At 45.5% G+C, this 19,467-nt stretch carries 20 protein-coding genes and 2 tRNA genes; 17 read left to right on the top strand and 5 right to left on the bottom strand.

The genetic code is table 11. From position 1 onward, the window contains the following. The first annotated feature begins 9 nt into the window (after positions 1-9). From Q8O20_RS02985 to Q8O20_RS02960, 6 genes are all read left to right on the top strand, one after another. The gene (locus tag Q8O20_RS02985; protein ID WP_305529913.1) at positions 10-1,704 is read left to right on the top strand and encodes an autotransporter assembly complex family protein; all 1,695 of its coding nucleotides are present in this window, start codon (positions 10-12) and stop codon (positions 1,702-1,704) included. Further along, positions 1,701-4,529 (top strand): translocation/assembly module TamB domain-containing protein, encoded by a 2,829-nt coding sequence (locus Q8O20_RS02980; RefSeq protein WP_305529912.1) that lies wholly within the window; start codon positions 1,701-1,703, stop codon positions 4,527-4,529. Before Q8O20_RS02985 ends, Q8O20_RS02980 begins: the two co-directional genes overlap by 4 nt. Before the next feature lie 76 nt (positions 4,530-4,605). Next, the gene (locus tag Q8O20_RS02975) at positions 4,606-5,040 is read left to right on the top strand and encodes a hemerythrin domain-containing protein (protein WP_305529911.1); all 435 of its coding nucleotides are present in this window, start codon (positions 4,606-4,608) and stop codon (positions 5,038-5,040) included. Then, the gene (locus Q8O20_RS02970; RefSeq protein WP_304742467.1) at positions 5,037-5,279 is read left to right on the top strand and encodes a DUF2249 domain-containing protein; all 243 of its coding nucleotides are present in this window, start codon (positions 5,037-5,039) and stop codon (positions 5,277-5,279) included. Before Q8O20_RS02975 ends, Q8O20_RS02970 begins: the two co-directional genes overlap by 4 nt. Further along, positions 5,272-6,537 carry a hypothetical protein gene (locus Q8O20_RS02965; protein ID WP_305529910.1) on the top strand — a complete coding sequence of 422 codons (1,266 nt, stop codon included), beginning with the start codon at positions 5,272-5,274 and terminating at the stop codon, positions 6,535-6,537. Before Q8O20_RS02970 ends, Q8O20_RS02965 begins: the two co-directional genes overlap by 8 nt. Before the next feature lie 60 nt (positions 6,538-6,597). Next, positions 6,598-7,848: an MgtC/SapB family protein gene (locus tag Q8O20_RS02960; protein ID WP_305529909.1), complete on the top strand. Its 1,251-nt coding sequence runs from the start codon at positions 6,598-6,600 to the stop codon at positions 7,846-7,848. A gap of 49 nt (positions 7,849-7,897) precedes the next feature. Here the strand turns inward: Q8O20_RS02960 and Q8O20_RS02955 are convergent. After that, positions 7,898-7,985, bottom strand: a tRNA-Ser gene (locus tag Q8O20_RS02955). Between the two features lie 228 nt (positions 7,986-8,213). Here Q8O20_RS02955 and Q8O20_RS02950 point away from each other — a divergent pair. Beyond that, a complete protein-coding gene (locus tag Q8O20_RS02950; RefSeq protein ID WP_305529908.1) occupies positions 8,214-9,314 on the top strand; it encodes a deoxyguanosinetriphosphate triphosphohydrolase in 1,101 nt (366 codons plus the stop codon). Positions 9,315-9,395: 81 nt separating this feature from the next. Here the strand turns inward: Q8O20_RS02950 and purM are convergent, their stop codons facing one another. Together purM and Q8O20_RS02940 are read right to left on the bottom strand one after the other, a co-directional pair. Then, positions 9,396-10,391 carry a phosphoribosylformylglycinamidine cyclo-ligase gene (gene purM, locus Q8O20_RS02945; RefSeq protein ID WP_305529907.1) on the bottom strand — a complete coding sequence of 332 codons (996 nt, stop codon included), beginning with the start codon at positions 10,389-10,391 and terminating at the stop codon, positions 9,396-9,398. 57 nt (positions 10,392-10,448) lie between these two features. Beyond that, the gene (locus Q8O20_RS02940; RefSeq protein WP_305529906.1) at positions 10,449-10,649 is read right to left on the bottom strand and encodes a phosphoribosylaminoimidazole synthetase; all 201 of its coding nucleotides are present in this window, start codon (positions 10,647-10,649) and stop codon (positions 10,449-10,451) included. A 162-nt stretch (positions 10,650-10,811) separates the two neighbouring features. Here Q8O20_RS02940 and Q8O20_RS02935 point away from each other — a divergent pair, with 162 nt between their 5' ends. The 3 genes from Q8O20_RS02935 to dapF are packed head-to-tail and all read left to right on the top strand — an operon-like array spanning position 10,812 to position 12,753. Then, positions 10,812-11,366 (top strand): spermidine synthase, encoded by a 555-nt coding sequence (locus Q8O20_RS02935; protein ID WP_305529905.1) that lies wholly within the window; start codon positions 10,812-10,814, stop codon positions 11,364-11,366. After that, a complete protein-coding gene (gene coaE, locus Q8O20_RS02930) occupies positions 11,366-11,971 on the top strand; it encodes a dephospho-CoA kinase (RefSeq protein ID WP_305529904.1) in 606 nt (201 codons plus the stop codon). Before Q8O20_RS02935 ends, coaE begins: the two co-directional genes overlap by 1 nt. Positions 11,972-12,003: 32 nt before the next feature. Further along, positions 12,004-12,753, top strand: a complete 750-nt coding sequence (gene dapF, locus Q8O20_RS02925) for a diaminopimelate epimerase (RefSeq protein ID WP_305529903.1) — start codon at positions 12,004-12,006, stop codon at positions 12,751-12,753. 81 nt (positions 12,754-12,834) lie between these two features. On the opposite strand, the gene prfA is transcribed toward dapF, so the two are convergent. Next, positions 12,835-13,902 (bottom strand): peptide chain release factor 1, encoded by a 1,068-nt coding sequence (gene prfA, locus Q8O20_RS02920; RefSeq protein ID WP_305529902.1) that lies wholly within the window; start codon positions 13,900-13,902, stop codon positions 12,835-12,837. A 65-nt stretch (positions 13,903-13,967) separates the two neighbouring features. Beyond that, entirely contained in the window at positions 13,968-14,234 is a 267-nt protein-coding gene (gene rpsT / locus Q8O20_RS02915) for a 30S ribosomal protein S20 (protein ID WP_299988519.1), read from the bottom strand. Positions 14,235-14,359: 125 nt separating this feature from the next. Between rpsT and glmM the strand changes: the two genes are divergently transcribed. From glmM to rplT, 7 genes are all read left to right on the top strand, one after another. Then, the gene (gene glmM / locus Q8O20_RS02910) at positions 14,360-15,700 is read left to right on the top strand and encodes a phosphoglucosamine mutase (protein WP_305529901.1); all 1,341 of its coding nucleotides are present in this window, start codon (positions 14,360-14,362) and stop codon (positions 15,698-15,700) included. After that, the gene (lspA, locus tag Q8O20_RS02905) at positions 15,693-16,136 is read left to right on the top strand and encodes a signal peptidase II (protein ID WP_305529900.1); all 444 of its coding nucleotides are present in this window, start codon (positions 15,693-15,695) and stop codon (positions 16,134-16,136) included. Before glmM ends, lspA begins: the two co-directional genes overlap by 8 nt. A 52-nt stretch (positions 16,137-16,188) precedes the next feature. Further along, positions 16,189-16,264 (top strand) — tRNA-Val (locus Q8O20_RS02900). 96 nt (positions 16,265-16,360) lie between these two features. Then, positions 16,361-18,169, top strand: coding sequence for a threonine--tRNA ligase (gene thrS / locus Q8O20_RS02895; RefSeq protein ID WP_299988527.1), 1,809 nt, complete (start codon positions 16,361-16,363; stop codon positions 18,167-18,169). After that, a complete protein-coding gene (gene infC / locus Q8O20_RS02890) occupies positions 18,169-18,696 on the top strand; it encodes a translation initiation factor IF-3 (protein ID WP_304737927.1) in 528 nt (175 codons plus the stop codon). Before thrS ends, infC begins: the two co-directional genes overlap by 1 nt. Positions 18,697-18,823: 127 nt before the next feature. Further along, complete coding sequence (gene rpmI / locus Q8O20_RS02885) at positions 18,824-19,018, top strand: 50S ribosomal protein L35 (RefSeq protein WP_295052717.1); 195 nt, start codon at positions 18,824-18,826, stop codon at positions 19,016-19,018. Positions 19,019-19,113: 95 nt separating this feature from the next. Then, positions 19,114-19,467, top strand: a complete 354-nt coding sequence (gene rplT, locus Q8O20_RS02880; RefSeq protein ID WP_299971032.1) for a 50S ribosomal protein L20 — start codon at positions 19,114-19,116, stop codon at positions 19,465-19,467.

Raw genomic sequence — 19,467 nt, 5'->3', positions numbered from 1 at the left:
GGGGTGCCAATGCGATATACTCTCATAATAGTGTTGCTTTGTACGGCACTGATGAGTGCTCCCCTTCCGATCACTTTTGTCGGGAATGAAAAAATAGCCTCCAATCAGCTGTATGCGACCTTGGGACTTCGCAAACCTTATGCAATCGAAGTATGGGAAGATCAGCCTGTTATTGACTCTATCGCGATTACACAAAGTGTTTCGGCTCTCACCAGTTTCTATAAATCCAAAGGATACTATCACGCCCGTATTACCTCCGAGACAAATGAAAAAGAGGTTGTTTTCAAGATTCAGGAGAACGATCCCATCCTTATCGGAGATATTCAGATTAACAGCCTTTTGGATATTAAATCGGCTATTTCGCTTCGCACGGAGGGGTTGTTTGATCAGGAGGCTTTTTCCGAGTCCAAATCGGCGATTAAAAAACGCTACGGTGAATCGGGATATTGTAATGCGCAGTTCAACACCAAAGCATGGGTCGATATCGAAACCGACCGTGCCTATCTCCTCTTCGAGGCGACACCGGGAGAGCCGTGTACTTTCGGAGCCATCAGTGTTGCCTCGACCCCCAATATCGACGGGAATCTCACCGCTTCGATGCTTCGGTTTGAGGAGGGAGATCCCTACAGTGTCGAAGCGATTCGGCTCAGTTACGAAGCCCTTTATGGCCAAGAGGGGATTGCCCGTGTGGTTATCAACGACAATGAGCGAAACGGCAGTGTGGTTCCGATCAATCTCAGTATCGAAGAGGCGGAACGTCCAATCCGATTTACCGCCGGTGTGGGATACAGCAGTGATCAGGGGCTTGCGGCACAAACAGGACTTAAACACCGCAACTTTTTCGGCGATCTCAAAACGCTCTCTCTCGATGCCCGCTATTCGCAGATCAAACAAGAGGCGTCAGGGAGTATTGCGTATCCGCTCCGTAACCGAGGATTATTGGGGGGAGAAATCGGGTATTCCAATGAACTATTTGACGGCTATAAAACGAAAAGCACCTATGAAAAGCTCACGGCAAAATACCAAGATTCCCCTGCTTCTGCCATGGTTGGGGTGTTATTTGATGAGGTTGAAACGTATGATTCACACGATCAGAACACATTTCCCGATTCTGTACTCTTTATCACTTCACCTTTAGGGGAGATCAACCTCGATACCCGCGACAAACCGCTGGAACCGACAAAAGGGTATTGGCTCAATGCCCGCCTAAGCGGATCGCTCCAATCGGTTGTTGTTTCAGATGCCACCTATTTTAAAAGTCTCCTCTCGAGTGCTTATATCACCAGTATCGGCGAGCATGTCTTCGGCGCGAAGCTCAAATGGGGAACCCTGCGGTTATACGACGGAGAGCTCCCCTCTTCGTACCGTTTTTACGCAGGGGGGATGAACTCCAACCGTGCCTATACCTATCGCGATTTGGGGCCTAAAAACAGCAGTGGCGATCCTATCGGATTTTCATCGCTCATCGAAGGGACACTAGAATACCGTTTTCCGATAGTAGGAGAGTTCCGAGGGGTAATATTCAGTGATCTCACATTTGCCTCTGAAAAAACTATCCCTGATTACGCCAATGAGGGGTATTTGGGAGTCGGGACAGGACTGCGTTACGTTACCCCTGTCGGTCCGGTTGCGATAGATGTGGGATTTGATCCCGATGATATGGGTCAATATGCAATCCATTTTCGAATCGGAGAATTGTTTTGAAACGTTTACGATCCCTTCCATGGTGGAAATGGTTTAAACACTTTTTTGTAGCGTTTCATTTTCTCCTCTACACTATTATCCTGCTTCTTTCGGGGGCGCTGTATATCGCTTTTCGTCCCGACAGTCTTGATATAGTCAATACCTATTTTCTCAAACCGCTGGATATTCACTACTCCCACGCGGAGGGGTCGTTGCTAGAGGGGTTCACTCTTCATAACGTCCGAAGCGATAAAAGTGAAGCCAAAACATTTCTTCTCAAATACAACCTCGTCAAAATGCTGAAGGGGGAACACACGATCGATTCGGTGAAAATCGACGGATTGCGCCTCCATTTGGACGACTTTATCAGCGATGAGGAATCCCTCTGGCCGTTTCCGACCTTTAAGCTCCGTGAGGTATCGATCACGAATCTCCAGCTTATCAGTTCGTACCCGATTGAACTCGACATCTATGGGAAAAACGGGACGTACGACGGGGACAACCTGAGCTTCGCTTCGTTGGACGCAACTTTGAAATCCCGTTATGCGAGCGGAGCGATTCACGGTGTTGTCCGTAACAATGCCCTCACGGGAGTGAGTGACATTTATCCCAATGTTGCTGAACTGGCTCCTTATAGCGGACGATTTACGACACTTCCGAGAGTCCTTCGTGTGAACATTGCGGAGCTCTCCGATGAAAAAGCGATTTTACGGACGAATATTGCTGCGTTGCACTCCAAACAAAACTCTGAGATTCAGGCTAAAGCGATTACCCTTGATTTTAATTACCTCTATGAAAACGGCTATTTTGATATCAACGCCCTTTATACTCTCATCCATCGCGCAGATACGATGCAAACCAAGCACCATCTTCGTTACGCATTAGAGGGACGAACCACTACGGAGTTTGAGGGGAAAATCTCCTCGATTCATCCCCTCCCTTCCAATCTGCTGCGCGGAGAGTTTAGTGATGATGCTGAGGGGTTGATCGGAAAGCTCACCCTCGATGGGAGTATCCTACATCTTGCCAGTAAAGATTACGATCGTTTTGGTTGGAAACTCCTGAGCGCTCATAAAAATCTCTCCTTTATCCCCTCTCTACCTGAGGCTATCCGAAGCGGAGCACTTCGGGTTGAGGGTGAGGGAATGTACACCCTTGGTACCGATTCGCTAAAAGGGAGCATCGATGCTTTGAACGACCATGCCCTTTTTAAGGGGTCCTTTTCAACCCAAAACGGCCATCACGCATTGGATGGGAATCTTACCCTTCCGAGCGATGCCCCGATGTGGAAAAGCTGGGAACATAAACCGCCGGAACATCTTGTTCTCTCGTTACGTGATGAGATGAATGCGACACGGCTCAATCTTTCCGGCGATTCGTTGGCACTCTGGGCGGCCGTGTCGGGTGAAAAACTCCAAGGTAGCGGCAACTATCTGGGTACCTTTTTTGAAATGAGCGGATCGCTTACCTCGAATTTAAGCCGTATCGATATTGATACCCTGACCCCCTCGGTATTCGCTACGCTATCGAAACTGCGTCCTATAGAATTGCACAAAGGGGAATACTACGATGCTGAAATTCGTACCAAAAGTCGGATCACACTCAGCGACACCCTTACTATTAAAAGTGATATAAAGATACCGTGGTATGCTGCCGTCCTTGACTCTAAACGGGCGTATGGGGGGACGGATGGAAGTGTTAGTATTGCGTACCGTGACGGGAACATTACGGTGGATAACTACCGTTTTGAAATTGCCAACCACGCTATAACGACAGATAAAACATCCTATTTGCATCTCAATGCCAAGGGAGATGTTGTCATTGATGAGGTGTGGATATTTGATACCCTTTTACTCACAGGAATCATCGAGTCGGATCTTAGTGCTACGCTTCGGTTGCGTTCAAATCGCTTCAGTTATCAAGGGCCGGAAGGGAGCGCACATGCCTCTGCCGATATAGTTTACGAGCGAGATCGTGATGCGAACCAAAACCTTTCAGGGGTGTTGAATATTCTTGATGCGACTGTCACCTACTTGCCGCTTCAGGAATTTAAAGTAATGGACGATGACATTATCATTGTCCAAGACGTACGCCCTCCGAGCAGTGCAAAACTCTCTATGAACCTCCATATTACTGCCGCACAGCCGATTCGCTTTAAAACGAAAGAGCTTGATTTGGGGATCGATCCCGACATAACCCTCTGGAAAGACCCGACTGATGCGATGCAAATTTTAGGGATGGTGAGTATCCCCTCGGGAAGTGCAACCACATCAGGAAAACTATTTTCGATTAAACCCAGTGAAATCTATTTTGGCGGAGATGTCCCCCTTAACCCCTATCTCAATCTAACGATAGGGCATGAGGTCGATTACAAAAAAATCCTTATTTATGTGACGCACACCCTCGATTCGCCGATTTTCCTCTTCAGCTCCGATCCGGTGATGAGTCAAAACGATATTATGAGCTATATCCTCTTCGGAGGCCCGGCTAATACACCCTCAGGAGGTGATAGCTCTACCTCGACCGTCCGCGCGGATGCTACTAACTTTATGCTGGGTGCCGGGCTAAAAGGGCTCATAAACGGTGTGACGAAGCTCCAGATAGACACGATGAATATTCTTACTACCGCTGAGGGGGGGATGGGGTTTGAGGTGGGAACCCGCCTTAACAAAGATTTGAGAATTTTGTATAAAAACGATACCGTCTCGAGTGTCCTCGTCCAATACTCTCTCAACCGTTGGCTTCGCTTGGATGCGGATATTCATGAACTGGGGCAGGGGATCAATGCTGTCTATATCAAAGATTTTCATGATTTTCTTCCGCATAACCTACCGAAAAAGAGATAATTCTTGATTTTGGTCAAGAGGGAGTCTTCTTGAGCCTTTTATACTGTCATGAAACAAACCCCTTAAAGGAAGAGCTATGATTTTAGAATTTATGCGAGATGATCATCGAGCGTGCGACCATTTTTACAGCGAAGCTGAAAATGCGCTAGCGGCAAAAAAAACAGAGGAAGCTAAAGAACTATTTGAGTTGTTTTATCGCGCTACCAATCACCATTTTGATATGGAGGAGCGCGAGCTCTTTCTTACCTTTGAAAAACGGACAGGGATGATGGGGGGGCCGACTCAAATGATGCGCTATGAACACCAACAGCTTCGCAGTCAGCTTGAATCAATGCGTTTGGCGTTGTTAGAAAATCGCACTGATGATTTCTTTGGAATCGGTGAATCTATGATGATTATGCTCCAGCAGCACAATATGAAAGAGGAACAGATGCTCTATCCTATGATTGACCGTACATTAGGTGATGACGGTGCATTGATGATTCAAACCCTAAAGGACATGGAGAAATGATCCTCCTTGACACCCGTGAACTCGATCACCCCGTTCCCTTGGAGATGGCGGTGGCGGCATTTAAAAAACTTACGGGTGATGAGGTGATCCATATGATTCACCGACGTGAACCGATCCCCCTTTTTGAGATTATTACGAAAAACGGCGGTCGATATCTAAGTGTCATGGAAGGGGAAAACCTTTGGCATATCTATATCACCCGCAGTTCAACCCTAGAGTTGGAGCACACCCATGTATAACGGACTTTCACTCGATCAGGCTCCCCCTATTTCGGTAGTCTTGCGTTTCTTTTTTACGGTTCCCGTATTCGGGATACTGCTCGCTTTGATTGTATTTTTTTATCCTCACGACGTGTTGACGCCAACCCATCCAATTTCCCTCGCAGCTATCCATGTGATGTTTTTAGGAATCATCACCATGAGTATGTTCGGAGCATTGTTTCAGATGCAAAGTGTTTTAGGCGGACGTCCTATCCCTTCTGTTTTGGGTAACGCATTTTTAATCCATCTGTTCTTGGTGATCGGGGTACTTTCCCTCTCTGGCGCATTTGTATTGGGAACCCCTGAACTTTTTATTATTGCATCGGTATTTTTAGGCGGATCGATTCTCTATGTTGCCACGCTCATCCTCCCTTTGCTCTTCGTCGGTACACCCCACGATACGCTTCGAGGAATGCGGCTTGCTCTTATCGCCCTCTCCCTCACCGCTATTTTGGGAATTGTTATGGCGAGCGAATATGCCAACCTCTCTTTTAGTGCATTCCATGCTGTCATCCGATCCGTACACTATTCGCTGGGGCTTGTCGGATGGATTGCCATACTTATCATTGCGGTAGCGTTTCAAGTGGTCGAGATGTTCTATGTTTCAACACCCTACAGCCCTTGGTGCAAACGCAACGCTTTCAAGGTTATTGCCGTTTCACTGTTTCTCAAAATCATTTGGCTTTTCACTACCCTCCCTTATGTTTGGGTGTTTGATCTTGTCATAGGGGCGTTATTGATCGGTTTTGTCACCACCACGGCAAAGCGATTAAAGATGCGAAAACGGCGTGTTAGTGATGTGAGTATTTGGTTTTGGAGTTCGGGGATAATTTTGCTTTCATTGGCCGTTGTGGCACATATGGTCTCTTTGTCGAATGGGTATCCCCAATCTCAAAGTATTTCACTCATCGCCTTCGGCCTCTTTGCGTTAGCTGTTATTTTAGGGATGATGGGGAAAATAGTCCCTTTTTTAGTGTGGTTTCACCTGAATTCAGCAGGGTATATGGATACTCCCCTTATGTCCAATATCATTCCGCAATCTCGGGCGAAAGGGGTGTTTACCCTTTTCATACTTACCTCATTTACGTCTATTGTCGGAGTATTTTATATAGAATTTTTTGCACTTTCTGCTCTCATTGGTGCGGCAATGTTCACTCTTTTGCTCATTAACCTGATAAAAGCCTATAAACTCTACCGATATACCCTCTCTCATGGGAAGCGGTTCGAACAAATCTAAAGGATTTTTTTTACCACTCTAACGCTATAATGGATTAAAATTGTGCGATGGGATGGTGGCATGGACCCGTTATTTATCCAAAATAGTATTCTCTCTTTGGTTTTAGGATTTTTGATCGGTTTGCAGAGGGAAATGCACACTATCTATTCGCACAAAGTTCAAGATTTCGGAGGGGCTAGAACCTTTTCGATGATCGCCCTCTTTGGATACTTATCCGCATGGAGCAGTACGTTTTTCCCCTACTTTTTCCTCATTTCCGCTGTCGTTATCGGGTTATTGCTCATTGCCGCCTATATCGTCAACAGTGTTTCGATCGCTGAAAAAGGGGCAACAACCGAATTTGCCGCACTCGTGACATTTGTCATTGGGGGGATTCTCAGTTTTTCTCTTCCCATATTTGCGGTATTTATCACGATAATTGTCCTTTTCGTCCTTAACATAAAAGATACCGTCAAAGAGTATGAACAAACCATTACCAAAAAAGATCTCAGTGCTGCGATTTTGTTTTTGATCATGACTTTCGTCATTCTTCCGATTCTCCCTGATAGAGCGATCGACTCTATGGGGCTTGTCAATTTGTATCGGATTTGGATTATGGTGGTCTTAGTCGCGGGGATCTCTTTTTTTGGGTACATCGCCATCCGTATTTTAGGTGCTACCCATGGAATAGGGGTTGCCGGACTCTTCGGCGGTTTGGTCTCTTCGACGGCGGTGGCGATGAGTATGGCGCGCAAAGTACATGAAAATGGGCTTTTAGTGAAAAATCTTGCGCTGGGGATTGCTCTGGCCTCGTCGATGATGCTTATCCGTGCGGGAATCGAGATGTGGGTTATCAATCCTTCCTTGACGCGCCCCTTTCTTATTCCGATTGCTGTAGGATCGCTCGCAGGGTATGGGTACATTGCCATGCTCTATTTCACCTCAAAAAAAGAAAATATCCCCCAAAACATCGAATTTAAAAATCCGTTTGATCTTAAAGAAGCGCTCATAATGGGAATTGTGTTTGGGGTTACCCTCGCACTTATCTCCCTTTCCAATCGCTATATCGGTGATATGGGGGTATACACAGTCGCTTTCGTTTCAGGAATCGCCGATGTTGATGCGATTATCCTCTCCCTCTCTTCATTGGCACGTAACTCGCTTAATCCCACGACGGCACAATACGCTATTTTGATTGCTATTGTTAGTAATAGCTTTACGAAAGCGGCATTGGTTCTCTTTTTTGGAAAAATGGGACTTTTCCGACTGGTTGTAATGTATTACCTGATTTCGATAGGTGCATTTGCTGCTACGGCACTGATGATGGTATAGAAAAAGTGTATTTTTGTTGATGTATAAATAGGGGAAATTCAAGATGTAATGGCGGACAGCTAGAGATTCGAACTCTAGGTAGGTTGCCCTACACACGCGTTCCAGGCGTGCGCCATCGACCACTCGGCCAGCTGTCCATTTTTTGAGAGAGTGAAATTGTACCAAAGATAGCTTAAGTATTAGTATCATCGGGTCTAAGAGGATGATTATTCAAGAGACGGGAGTATAGAAAACCGAAACACGAAGGAGGAGCGTTTCGGTCAAACTATCGAAGGAGAATCGAAACACCATTGTAGAAAAGAAGTGTTAATTTTGTGTAAAGAGTCACGATATAATGGCATATCATAATTTTAAAAAGGGTTTTCGTGCTCTCACATCAACGTTTTTATCCGATCAGTGATGATTTTCGCTCTCCGTATGCCCGTGACCGTGACCGTATTATCCACTCGGGGAGTTTTCGCCGTCTTGAGTATAAAACGCAGGTGTTTTTGAATTCTCAGGGGGATTTTTTTCGTACCCGTCTTACCCATAGCATCGAGGTGAGCCAAATCGCCCGCTCCATTGCCTCTCATTTGGGACTCGAAGAATCACTAGCCGAGAGCATCGCCCTTTCCCATGATTTGGGGCATACCCCTTTTGGCCATATCGGTGGCGATACTCTTGATGTTTGTTTGAAGGAACGCGGATTTGAGAGCGGATTTGAGCATAATTTCCAAAGCTTTCGGGTGGTGACTAAACTGGAACAGCGCTATAAGGCATTTTTAGGACTTAACCTCACCTATGCGACATTGGAGGGGATACTAAAGCATTCCTATCCGTATAACAAATCATTTTTACCCCAAGAGATACGAGACGCATTTGCTCTCGATACCCATCCCAGCATCGAAGCGATGATCGTGGATCGTGCCGATGAGATCGCTTATATCAGCCACGATATTGATGACGGGGTTGCTTCGGGATTGATTAGCTTTGAAACTCTCCAATCCTCCGAACTGATTCAGACCATTTTGCAAAAAGTGTACGATGAGGGGATTCATGAAGATGAAGACGAGATGTTTCGTTACCGTTTTAGCTCCCACCTTATCAACCATCTCGTCTACTCGCTCCTTGAACACTCCCGTGATAAAATCGATAACAGCCGTGTGTTAGCTTCGGTTATACCTGCATCGGAACCTATCGTTATCGGGTTTGAACCTGCATTAGAAACGCAGATCAAAAAACTCAAAAAGCTTCTCTATCAGGAACTCTATCAGCACAAACACATTATGCGTAAAATGTTTGCGGGAAAACAGGCGATTATCGGATTGTTTAATGCTCTGATGGAAGAGCCGAAGATGTTGCCGCGTTATTATTTGGAGCAGTGTGATCGACGCAATACCCATCGTGTTATCAGTGACTATATCGCGAGTATGTCGGATCGGTATGCGATGGAGTTATATAATGAGTTATACGGGAGAGAGGGTTAGAAAAATAAACTGTAGGGGGTTGTAGGGACATTTGTCCCTGCCACTAAAACGGATGTATCCGTTTTAGTGTGTAACATCAGATTAAACGAGTACCGCTTCGCGTTTGCCTGCTTCGAGATGACCGATAACGTATCCGTCCGTTGACGCTAATACATCGGCAACGTCCGCTTCTTTGACGACAAGGATCATTCCGACCCCCATATTGAACGCACGGAACATCTCGTGACGCTCAACGTGCTGACCGATCAATTCGAAGATAGGAAGAACACGGATAGAGGATTCGGTGATAACCGCACGTAACCCCTCAGGGAGGACACGTGGGAAGTTTTCGACGATTCCGCCACCCGTGATGTGGGCGAGAGCCTGGATTTTATCTTTGAGCGCTTTAAATGTTTTGACGTAGATGCGTGTCGGAGTCAAAAGAGTTTCGATCAAAGGTTTTCCTTCGAATTCGTCTTCGAACTTCATCCCCATTTTTTCAAACAACACTTTACGTGCCAATGAGAATCCGTTAGAGTGGAGTCCTGAACTCGGTAATGCGATGAGGATATCACCCGCTTCTACTTTATCAGAGCGGTCAAGTTCACTTTTTTCGCCGATACCGACGGCAAATCCCGCCAGATCGTAATCATCGCTGTGATACATTCCCGGCATCTCAGCCGTTTCACCGCCGATAAGGGCACATTCAGCTTGACGGCACCCCTCCGCAATACCGCTGACAACTGCCGTTGCGGCAGTGACATCGAGTTTTCCGGTCGCATAATAATCGAGGAAAAATGAGGGTGTTCCGAAATTACAGATCAAATCATTGACACACATCGCGACCAAATCGATCCCGACCGTGTTGTGAATACCCGAATCGATAGCGAGTTTGAGTTTTGTACCGACCCCGTCTGTTGCCGCGAGCATGACCGGTTCACGGTACCCGCTCGGAAGCTCAAATGCCCCTGCGAATGAACCGATTCCGCCGAGTACACCGGGAATAGCTGTTGACTTAACAAGTGGTTTGATGTTTTCGACAAAACTGTTACCCGCATCGATATCGACACCGGCATCTTTATAGCTGATTTGACTCATGAAGTCCCTCATCTGTTGTAATGAGGGAATTATAACGAAGGGAGAGTTAGGGGAAGTTTATTTTTCGTAACAAGATCCGAAAACTTTTTTGAAAACCCATAATGAAGGGCAGAAATCAAATAAAGCCCATACGATCACCATAACGATCACAAGGGTTTGAAGGATCATGGCGTAGAGCATTTGTCCATCGGCAAATAAAAACAGAGCAACGGTCAATACCATTGCCATCAAAAAACGTTGGATTTTTTCAGCACACATTTGACAACTCCAGTTTGTGATATAAATTTGACTAAATTATAACGAATATTTTTCTCCTTTTCTTTAATCTTTGTATACGAAATGGAATATTCAATGCGTTTTAATCTCTGCGTGTTACAATCGCTGAAAAATTCCCCAAACAAATGAGAAGAGAAACACTTAATGAAAACATTTATCACACCTGAAATGATGGTACACGTTGCGATGTGTACCCATAAAAGTCCCCGTTCCGTTATGGTTCTCACCCATCAGCCCGATCCCCTTAAAATAGAAATGGGACGTTATCGTGAAACAGATGCAGAGTATGCGGGAGCCGATGATCTTCTTGGAGCATTGCGCGGAGGCAGTGACAAGAGTGTGGACGTGTTACTTTTGGATACGTTAAGTGATGATGGTGCGGTATTCGCTCATATCAATCGACTTTTGAAAGAAGATGCTCTGATGGTGTGCAACCACCCTGATTTGAATGATGTCACCGCGAATACAAATTTAATGCAGATTTTGGGGAACTATTTCAAAATTATTATGCCATACCATTTGGAAGACGGTTCAACATTGCTTCTATGTTCCAAAGAGTACCATCCGACTGCCGATCTAATTTTGCAGCGTAGTGATTTATTGGAAGGGCATCACTATTATAACTGCGACGTCCATATCGCCGCATTTGCCATGCCGCAATATATTCGCAAAAATTATTTGGGCATCATCCGCAACTAATGGCGTTCGAATACGCTATAGCACTCACGGGGGGGATCGCGACCGGGAAAAGTACTGTCGCCTCTTTATTGGGCTTAAACGGTCTTCGTATTATCGATGCCGATACGATAGCGCACCGTATTTTGGATGAAAATAGCGCTTGGGTAGTCGAACATTTCGGTGCAGAATTCCTTAGCGGTTCGAAAGTCAATCGTCCCCTTTTGGGAAAAAAGATTTTTGCCGATCCGGAAGCGAAAAAAGAGTTGGAAAGTTTTCTCCATCCGAAAATCCGTGCCGCCATCGAAGAGCAAAGTGAAAAACAAGATCGCCTCAAATATCCCTATCTGATCGATATTCCCCTCTTTTTTGAGACATCATCCTATCCGATCAAAAATTCCGTCGTTGTTTATACACCCAAAGCACTACAGTTGGAGCGGTTTATGAAGCGCAACGGTTTTTCCGAAGAAGAGTCCTTGCGACGTATCGAGAGTCAGATGGATATAGATGAAAAAAAATCTCGTGCTACTTGGGTCATTGACAACTCTTTAAACCTCAAACATTTGCAACAAGAGTGTGAAGAGTTTGTCGATACTATTAAATTACTCTATCCCGCTCCTAAGGTATAATTACCGCTATTATCAATCCAAAGGGTTACCCCATGCTTCAAATCGCTAAATACTGTGCCAGCGGCAACGATTTCGTTATCTTTCATACATTTCATGGAGCGGATCGTTCAGGCCTTGCCCGAACTCTCTGCGATCGTCAAAACGGTATCGGAGCCGATGGTCTGATTGTGCTGATCCCTCATGAGAGCCACGATTTTGAATGGGAATTCTATAATGCCGACGGCTCTACCGCGTCGATGTGCGGAAACGGAAGCCGAGCGTGCGCCCATTATGCACATCGTTTTGGATTAGCAGAGGAGAAGATGGAGTTCTTAACGGGTGCGGGGCTGATAAAAGCTTCCATCGAGGGAGATATGGTTCAAAGCGATTTGACCCCTCCGCTTGTTATTAATGATGCCATTTTAGAGCATGAGATGCGATGGTGGCTGATCGATACGGGGGTTCCTCATTTGGTCACTTTTGATGCCGGTATGGAACATTTTGATATTGCGATGGCGCGCGAGCTTCGTCACAAGTACAATGCCAATGTGAACATCGCAACGGTGAATGCGGATGGAAGTATGCGGGTACGAACCTATGAACGCGGTGTTGAAGATGAGACGTTAGCGTGCGGAACGGGAATGGCGGCATGTTTTTATCGTGCATCGATTGAGAATTTGGTTACCGAGAATGCTCGTGTCTATCCGAAAAGCGGAGAGACTCTCTATCTTGGGTTAGAAGAGGGGACGATTACGTTCAAAGGGGAAGTCAAAGGGGTTTTCGAGACGTACTGGAGATTTTAAACGCCATCGGAACGCGTCCCGATTGGCTACGTTAACACTGGGTTTCCTTCGGCAGGAAGCCCAAAATCGCTTGCGATTTTTTTATAGTCCGGCTCTCTCCATAATCTGTGCCTGAGCATCCGCGATAAGGGGATCGATAATATCATCCATCAATCCCCCCTGCATAATCTCTTCAAGACGATAGAGGGTGAGGGTGATGCGGTGATCGGAGATACGGTTTTGAGGGTAGTTGTACGTTCGGATACGCCCTGAACGATCCCCCGTTCCCACTTGCTCTTTACGCTCATTCATCTCTTTCTCTTTTGCCTCTTGCATCTGCATCTCATACAAACGGGCTTTGAGGATCTTCATCGCTTTATCTTTATTTTTATGCTGCGATTTTTCGTCTTGGTTGTTGACGACGATACCGCTTGGGATATGGGTAATCCGTACGGCGGAGTCGGTCGTATTGACACTTTGCCCGCCGCATCCGCTTGAGCGCATTACGTCAATTTTAAGATCGCTTTCATTGATATTGATCTCAACATCATCCACTTCGGGCATCACGGCGACGGTAATGGCGGAGGTGTGAACCCGTCCTTGGGATTCCGTTGCAGGGACACGCTGAACACGGTGGGTTCCCGCTTCGTATTTGAGCCGTGAATAAACCTGTTCCCCTTTGATAAGGGCGATAATCTCTTTAAAGCCCCCTGCATCAGAGGGACTGGTACTCATAAGCTCGATTTTCCACCCCTTAACATCCGCATAACGGACATAGGCATTAAACAAATCGCCGACAAAAATTGCCGCTTCATCTCCACCCGTACCGGCACGTAGTTCGATATAAATATTTCGCTTATCGTTCGGATCAGAAGGGATAAGGAGCTTTTTGATCTCCTCTTCGAGCGGTGCAACGAGCGGTTCAAGTGTCCTAATCTCCTCTTTGGCAAGCTCCCCGAGCTCCGCGTCAAACGCGAGTGATTTATTCTCTTCGATATCGTCAAGGAGTTTTTTGTATTCGGTTGCTTTGGTGACAATAGCTTGGATTGCTGATTGTTCTTTTGAGAGATCGGTCATCCGTTTGATGTCATTGCCGATATCGGGAGAACTGAGAAGTTCGGTCAATTCGTTGTAACGGTTGATAAAAGGGGTAAGTTTGTCGGATAACATGGGTGTGTCCTAAAAGAGGCGTTTTGAGAAAATAAAAGAAGGAAAGCTACCCCGAAGGGTTAGGCTTAAGCTGCTATAGCGTTAACAGCGAGGTGAAGACGGCTAACTTTACGTGCAGCAGTCTCTTTTTTCAAGACACCTTTGCTGACATATTTATGAAGGTTAGCGTTAGCGATAACAAGAGCAGCTTTCGCTTCATCTTTGTTTCCGGCTTCAACGGCAGTACGAACTGCTTTAACAATGTTTTTAATACGTGTACGATAGAATCGGTTACGCTCAGTGCGCTTTTCCGTCTGACGGATACGTTTTAATGCTGACTTATGGTTTGCCATGGCATTTATCCTTGTCGAATTTTTTTTAGGGTAGAATACTACCTTAAAGAGAATTAAATTTAAGTTAAAATTTATAGAATCTGAAATAAAAAAGAAAAACTAATTTCTAAAAGGAAGAAAATTTTATGAAACTTTTTGGAACCGACGGAGTACGCGGAGAAGCGGGCTCATTTTTAACGGCAGAATTGGCGATGCGGGTAGCGATGGCGGCAGGTATTTATTTTAGTGCCCACTCACGAACCAAAAAGATTTTAGTGGGAAAAGATACTCGACGAAGCGGTTATATGATCGAAAATGCAATTGTCACCGGACTCACCGCAGTGGGATACGATGTGGTGCAAATTGGTCCGATGCCTACCCCTGCCATCGCATTTTTGACGGAAAATATGCGTTGTGATGCGGGGATTATGATCTCTGCAAGCCATAATCCGTATGAAGACAACGGAATTAAATTTTTTGATGCCCACGGAAATAAGCTTTCCGAAGATATCGAAGCACAAATCGAAGCGATAGCCCATAATAAGGCCCGTCTTGAAGAGGGGCAAGTGACAGGGAAAAAGATCGGTAGCGCAAAACGGATCGATGACGTAATCGGTCGCTATATCGTTCAGCTCAAAAATTCGTTCTGCCGTGATTTTACCCTTCAAGGGCTTCGTATCGTTTTAGATACCGCCAACGGTGCGGGGTATAAAGTAGGGCCGACCGTACTTGAAGAGCTTGGGGCTGAAGTAATCGTATTGCACGACAAGCCCAACGGATTTAACATCAATGAGGGGTGCGGAGCGCTTCATACCAAAGATCTGCGTGAAGCGGTGAAACAGTATCGCGCCGATATAGGGCTTGCCCTTGATGGAGACGCCGACCGCCTTATCGTTGTTGATGAAAACGGAGATGAAGTAGACGGTGATCAGATTTTAGGGGCATTAGGGCTCTTTTTACACCAAAGCGGACAGCTCAAAGGGGACGGAATCGTCGCTACCGTTATGAGCAATCAAGCACTCGAGGATACGATGAGTGAGAATGGTCTTAAACTCTTTCGCTCAAATGTCGGCGATAAATACGTATTGGAAGTGATGCGTGAAAACGGTATTAACTTCGGGGGAGAGCAAAGCGGTCATATTATTATGCACGATTACGCCAAAACAGGTGATGGATTGGTGAGCGCTCTTCAAATCTTGGCACTCCTTCTTACTACGGGAGAGAAAGCGAGCAAAGTGCTCCGTCCCTTTAGCCTCTATCCTCAAAAACTGGTCAATATTAAAGTAAAAGTGAAAAAACCGCTCGATCAAATCGAGGGTCTCTCAACCGAACTTGAAGCGGTAGAATCCCAGCACATGCGTCATCTGATCCGATATTCGGGTACGGAGAATAAACTCCGTATTCTCTTAGAGGGGAAAGATGGCAAAGTGATGGAGCGAGCTATGGAAAAACTGGTCAGCTTTTTCGAGAAAGCGTTGAATGCTTAAATCCTCTATTATTCTCATTTTAGCGGCGCTGGGCGTTTTCATCGTCGATCAAAACATCAAATGGATTTTTGTTGAGGGATTTCGCTATTACACCGAGTGTATCGATCTTATCCTCGTGTACAATCGCGGCGTAGCCTTTTCCATGTTCGCCTTTTTGGAAGAGGCGCTTAAATGGATTCAGATTGTCCTTTTAGCGGGAGTGATCGGGTATACCCTTTGGCTCAGAAAGAACTGTTTTATCCTTCCGGTCGGTATCATGGTAGGTGCGGGCTTTTCAAATGTGTATGATCGCTTTATCCACGGAGGGGTTGTCGATTACGTCTATTGGCATTGCGGATTTAACTTCGCTGTCTTTAACGCAGCCGATGTGATGATCGATGTCGCCGTAGTATGGTTATTGATTTTAAACTTTCGTCCGCAGTCGTGTAAGAGTTAAGTGTCTTTTAACTTCCACGCGGATATAATTTCGCTCTTGCATTAATCGTGATGGTCTTATAGCTCAGTTGGTAGAGCACTACCTCGACAAGGTAGTGGTCACAGGTTCGAGTCCTGTTGGGACCACCATTTCTCCTTAATTTTCCTCAAAATTTATTTATTTAATCGTAAACCAATCAACAATCCCGTATAATCCGCGATATTTTCTCAACGAGGGACACCCTTATGGATATTATTGCACTTAAGCATGATGATCAAATAATCGATTTACAAACGGCAGAAGCACTTGGAATTACGGGTGAAGAGATCGTTTACGATAATTCTCCCGATTCTCTCGAAGTTCTTCGCCACTCTTGTGCGCACTTGATGGCAGAAGCGATCAAAGCACTCTATACCGATGCTAAATTTTTCGTCGGTCCGACGGTTAAAGAGGGCTTCTATTACGATTTTAAAGTCAATGAGACGTTAAATGAAGAAGATCTTAAAACGATCGAGAAAAAGATGCTCGATATTGCCAAAGGCAAAGAGAAGATTACCCGATACGAAATCACGAAAGAGGAAGCTCGCGCAAAATTTGCAAATGATCATTTGAAACAAGCGGTTATGGATCGTATTCCATCCGAAACCGTAACGATCTATAAACAAGGCGAGTTTGAAGATCTTTGCCGAGGGCCTCATTTACCGAGTGTTGGTTTGATCCGTTATTTCAAATTGACCAAAATCTCCGGTGCGTATCTCGGTGGTGATAGTAAAAACGAGATGCTTACCCGTATTTACGGTATCGCATTTGCCGATAAAGAATCCCTCAAAGCGTATCTTGATCAAATGGCGGAAGCGGAAAAACGTGACCACCGTAAAATCGGTGCCGAGATGAAACTCTTTACGTTCCGTGAAGAGGTCGGTGCGGGATTCCCTATTTGGCTCCCTGCGGGTGCACGTATGCGCTCACGTTTGGAGCAATTGCTTTTCAAAGCACACCGCAAACGTGGGTATGAGCCGGTACGCGGCCCTGAGATGCTCAGAAGCGATTTATGGAAAGTGTCGGGGCATTATCAAAACTACGGTGAAAATATGTATTTCACCAACATTGATGAACTCGAATTCGGGGTTAAACCGATGAACTGTGTCGGTCATATCAAAGTGTACGAGCATGATTTGCACTCTTACCGTGACCTTCCTCTCAAATATTTCGAATACGGGGTCGTTCATCGTCATGAGATGACGGGTGCACTTCACGGATTGTTCCGTGTACGTGAATTTACTCAAGACGATGCTCATATCTTCTGTACGGCCGATCAGATTGAGCAACAGATTATCGAAGTGGTTGACTTCGTTGATAAAATCATGAAAACATTTGAGTTTAACTACAAAATGATGATCTCGACCAAGCCTGAAAAAGCGGTCGGGGATGACGCGGTATGGGAGATTTCAACCAACGCACTTAAGACGGCGATGGACAAAAATAACCTAGCGTATGAGATCGATGAGGGGGGCGGAGCGTTTTACGGTCCTAAAATCGATATCAAGATCACCGATGCTATCGGACGTGAATGGCAGTGCGGTACGATCCAACTCGACTTCAACCTTCCGATGCGTTTTGAACTCGAATACAACGGCGAAGAGAACGTTAAAATACAGCCGGTAATGATTCATCGTGCAATTTTAGGTTCTTTTGAGCGATTTGTTGGTATATTGACGGAGCATTACGCTGGGGAGTTCCCAATGTTTATCGCTCCGACGCAGGTCGCGATCGTTCCGATTGCCCCTACACACGAAGCGTACGCACGTGAATTGGCCGATAAACTGATCGATTTGGGTGCCGATTTTGAAATTTTCGATAAAAATGAAAGTCTCAATAAACGGATTCGTACAGCGGAAAAAGGACGTGTGCCGATGATCATCGTCTTGGGCGATGAAGAGGTAAACAACAAAAGTATTGCCGTACGTGATCGCAGATCACGCGAGCAATACAACCTGAGCGAAGAGGATTTCCTCGCAATGGTAAAACAAAAAATTAATGAGGTACATTTTTGATTAAGAAACAAGACCGAGTCCAAATGAACGAGGATATCCGCGTTCCTGAGGTACGTTGTGTAGTAGATGGTGGTGAAGCATTAGGGATCATTACGATTCAAGAGGCTATGGCTAAAGCCAACGAACTGGGGCTTGACCTCGTATTGATCTCTCCGGATGCAAAACCTCCGGTCGCGAAGATCATGGACTACGGTAAGTTTCATTATCAAGAAGAGAAAAAGAAAAAAGAGGCACGTAAAAAGCAAACCAAAGTTGAGGTCAAAGAGATCAAGCTTTCGGTAAAAATTGCTGAAAACGATGTTAGCTATAAAGTAAAACATGCCCGTGAGTTCCTCGAAGAGGGGAAACATGTCCATTTTCGCGTATTCTTACGCGGACGTGAGATGGCACATCCTGAAGCCGCAGTTGCTGTTCTCCAGCGTGTTTGGCCAATGGTTGAAGATATCGGTATGATGTATAAAACACCTGCCATGGAAGGGCGCTATTGTAATATGATGGTCCATCCGAAAAAAGACGATAAAAAGTAACTCTCGCTTTTCCTCTTTATGCTCATGCATTTGCATGGGTATCTTTATCTAGTATCAATCAGTAATAAGCTTTTTTATGGTATAATCCGCGTCTCGTTTAGAGAATTTTTGCGAAAGGATCAAGCCGATGCCAAAAATGAAATCAGTAAAAGGGGCGGTTAAACGCTTCAAAGTAAAGAAAAACGGCACTGTTAAACGTGGTTCTGCATTCCGTAGTCATATTTTGACTAAACAAGATGCAGGAACTCGTCGCGGGCAAAATGCACCAAAAGTGGTTGCAGCTGTTGATGTTAAAAACATCAAAAAGATGATCGTAGGCTAAAACCTATTAACCCTCCAGCGCTATTGCTGGGCAAGTCCGCATAGCGGCACCCCGTCATTTATATTTGAAGTGAACCGGGTCAAGAAAGGAAAAAAATGCCAAGAGTAAAAACTGGTGTCGTAAGACGCAGACGTCATAAAAAAGTATTGAAACTCGCACGTGGTTTCTACAGTGCACGCCACAAACATTTCCGTAAAGCGAAAGAGCAACTCGAGCGCTCACTCGTATACGCGTTCCGTGACCGTAAACAGAAAAAACGTGAATTCCGTAAATTGTGGATTATCCGTATTAATGCGGCTTGTCGCTTAAACGGAATGAGCTACTCAGTATTCATGAACGGCCTTAAACGTGCCAACATCGAACTTGATCGCAAAATCCTTGCTGATATGGCAATGAACGACGCAGCGGCATTTACTGCCCTCACCGCTCTAGCTAAAGCAGCACTCTAA

Source organism: Sulfuricurvum sp. (genome assembly GCF_030691015.1).
Classification (GTDB): Bacteria; Campylobacterota; Campylobacteria; order Campylobacterales; family Sulfurimonadaceae; genus Sulfuricurvum.
The sequence above is the reverse complement of the archived record's forward strand: the minus strand, read 5'-3'. Positions and strand labels throughout refer to the sequence as shown.

What these genes read in the sequence shown, in the direction of transcription:
- Q8O20_RS02985 (WP_305529913.1), top strand. Translation starts at nt 10, where the DNA reads ATGCGATATACTCTCATAATAGTGTTGCTTTGTACGGCACTGATGAGT.
- Q8O20_RS02975 (WP_305529911.1), top strand. Translation starts at nt 4,606, where the DNA reads ATGATTTTAGAATTTATGCGAGATGATCATCGAGCGTGCGACCATTTT.
- Q8O20_RS02970 (WP_304742467.1), top strand. Translation starts at nt 5,037, where the DNA reads ATGATCCTCCTTGACACCCGTGAACTCGATCACCCCGTTCCCTTGGAG.
- Q8O20_RS02965 (WP_305529910.1), top strand. Translation starts at nt 5,272, where the DNA reads ATGTATAACGGACTTTCACTCGATCAGGCTCCCCCTATTTCGGTAGTC.
- Q8O20_RS02960 (WP_305529909.1), top strand. Translation starts at nt 6,598, where the DNA reads ATGGACCCGTTATTTATCCAAAATAGTATTCTCTCTTTGGTTTTAGGA.
- purM (WP_305529907.1), bottom strand. Translation starts at nt 10,391, where the DNA reads ATGAGTCAAATCAGCTATAAAGATGCCGGTGTCGATATCGATGCGGGT.
- Q8O20_RS02940 (WP_305529906.1), bottom strand. Translation starts at nt 10,649, where the DNA reads ATGTGTGCTGAAAAAATCCAACGTTTTTTGATGGCAATGGTATTGACC.
- Q8O20_RS02935 (WP_305529905.1), top strand. Translation starts at nt 10,812, where the DNA reads ATGAAAACATTTATCACACCTGAAATGATGGTACACGTTGCGATGTGT.
- coaE (WP_305529904.1), top strand. Translation starts at nt 11,366, where the DNA reads ATGGCGTTCGAATACGCTATAGCACTCACGGGGGGGATCGCGACCGGG.
- dapF (WP_305529903.1), top strand. Translation starts at nt 12,004, where the DNA reads ATGCTTCAAATCGCTAAATACTGTGCCAGCGGCAACGATTTCGTTATC.
- prfA (WP_305529902.1), bottom strand. Translation starts at nt 13,902, where the DNA reads ATGTTATCCGACAAACTTACCCCTTTTATCAACCGTTACAACGAATTG.
- rpsT (WP_299988519.1), bottom strand. Translation starts at nt 14,234, where the DNA reads ATGGCAAACCATAAGTCAGCATTAAAACGTATCCGTCAGACGGAAAAG.
- glmM (WP_305529901.1), top strand. Translation starts at nt 14,360, where the DNA reads ATGAAACTTTTTGGAACCGACGGAGTACGCGGAGAAGCGGGCTCATTT.
- lspA (WP_305529900.1), top strand. Translation starts at nt 15,693, where the DNA reads ATGCTTAAATCCTCTATTATTCTCATTTTAGCGGCGCTGGGCGTTTTC.
- thrS (WP_299988527.1), top strand. Translation starts at nt 16,361, where the DNA reads ATGGATATTATTGCACTTAAGCATGATGATCAAATAATCGATTTACAA.
- rpmI (WP_295052717.1), top strand. Translation starts at nt 18,824, where the DNA reads ATGCCAAAAATGAAATCAGTAAAAGGGGCGGTTAAACGCTTCAAAGTA.
- rplT (WP_299971032.1), top strand. Translation starts at nt 19,114, where the DNA reads ATGCCAAGAGTAAAAACTGGTGTCGTAAGACGCAGACGTCATAAAAAA.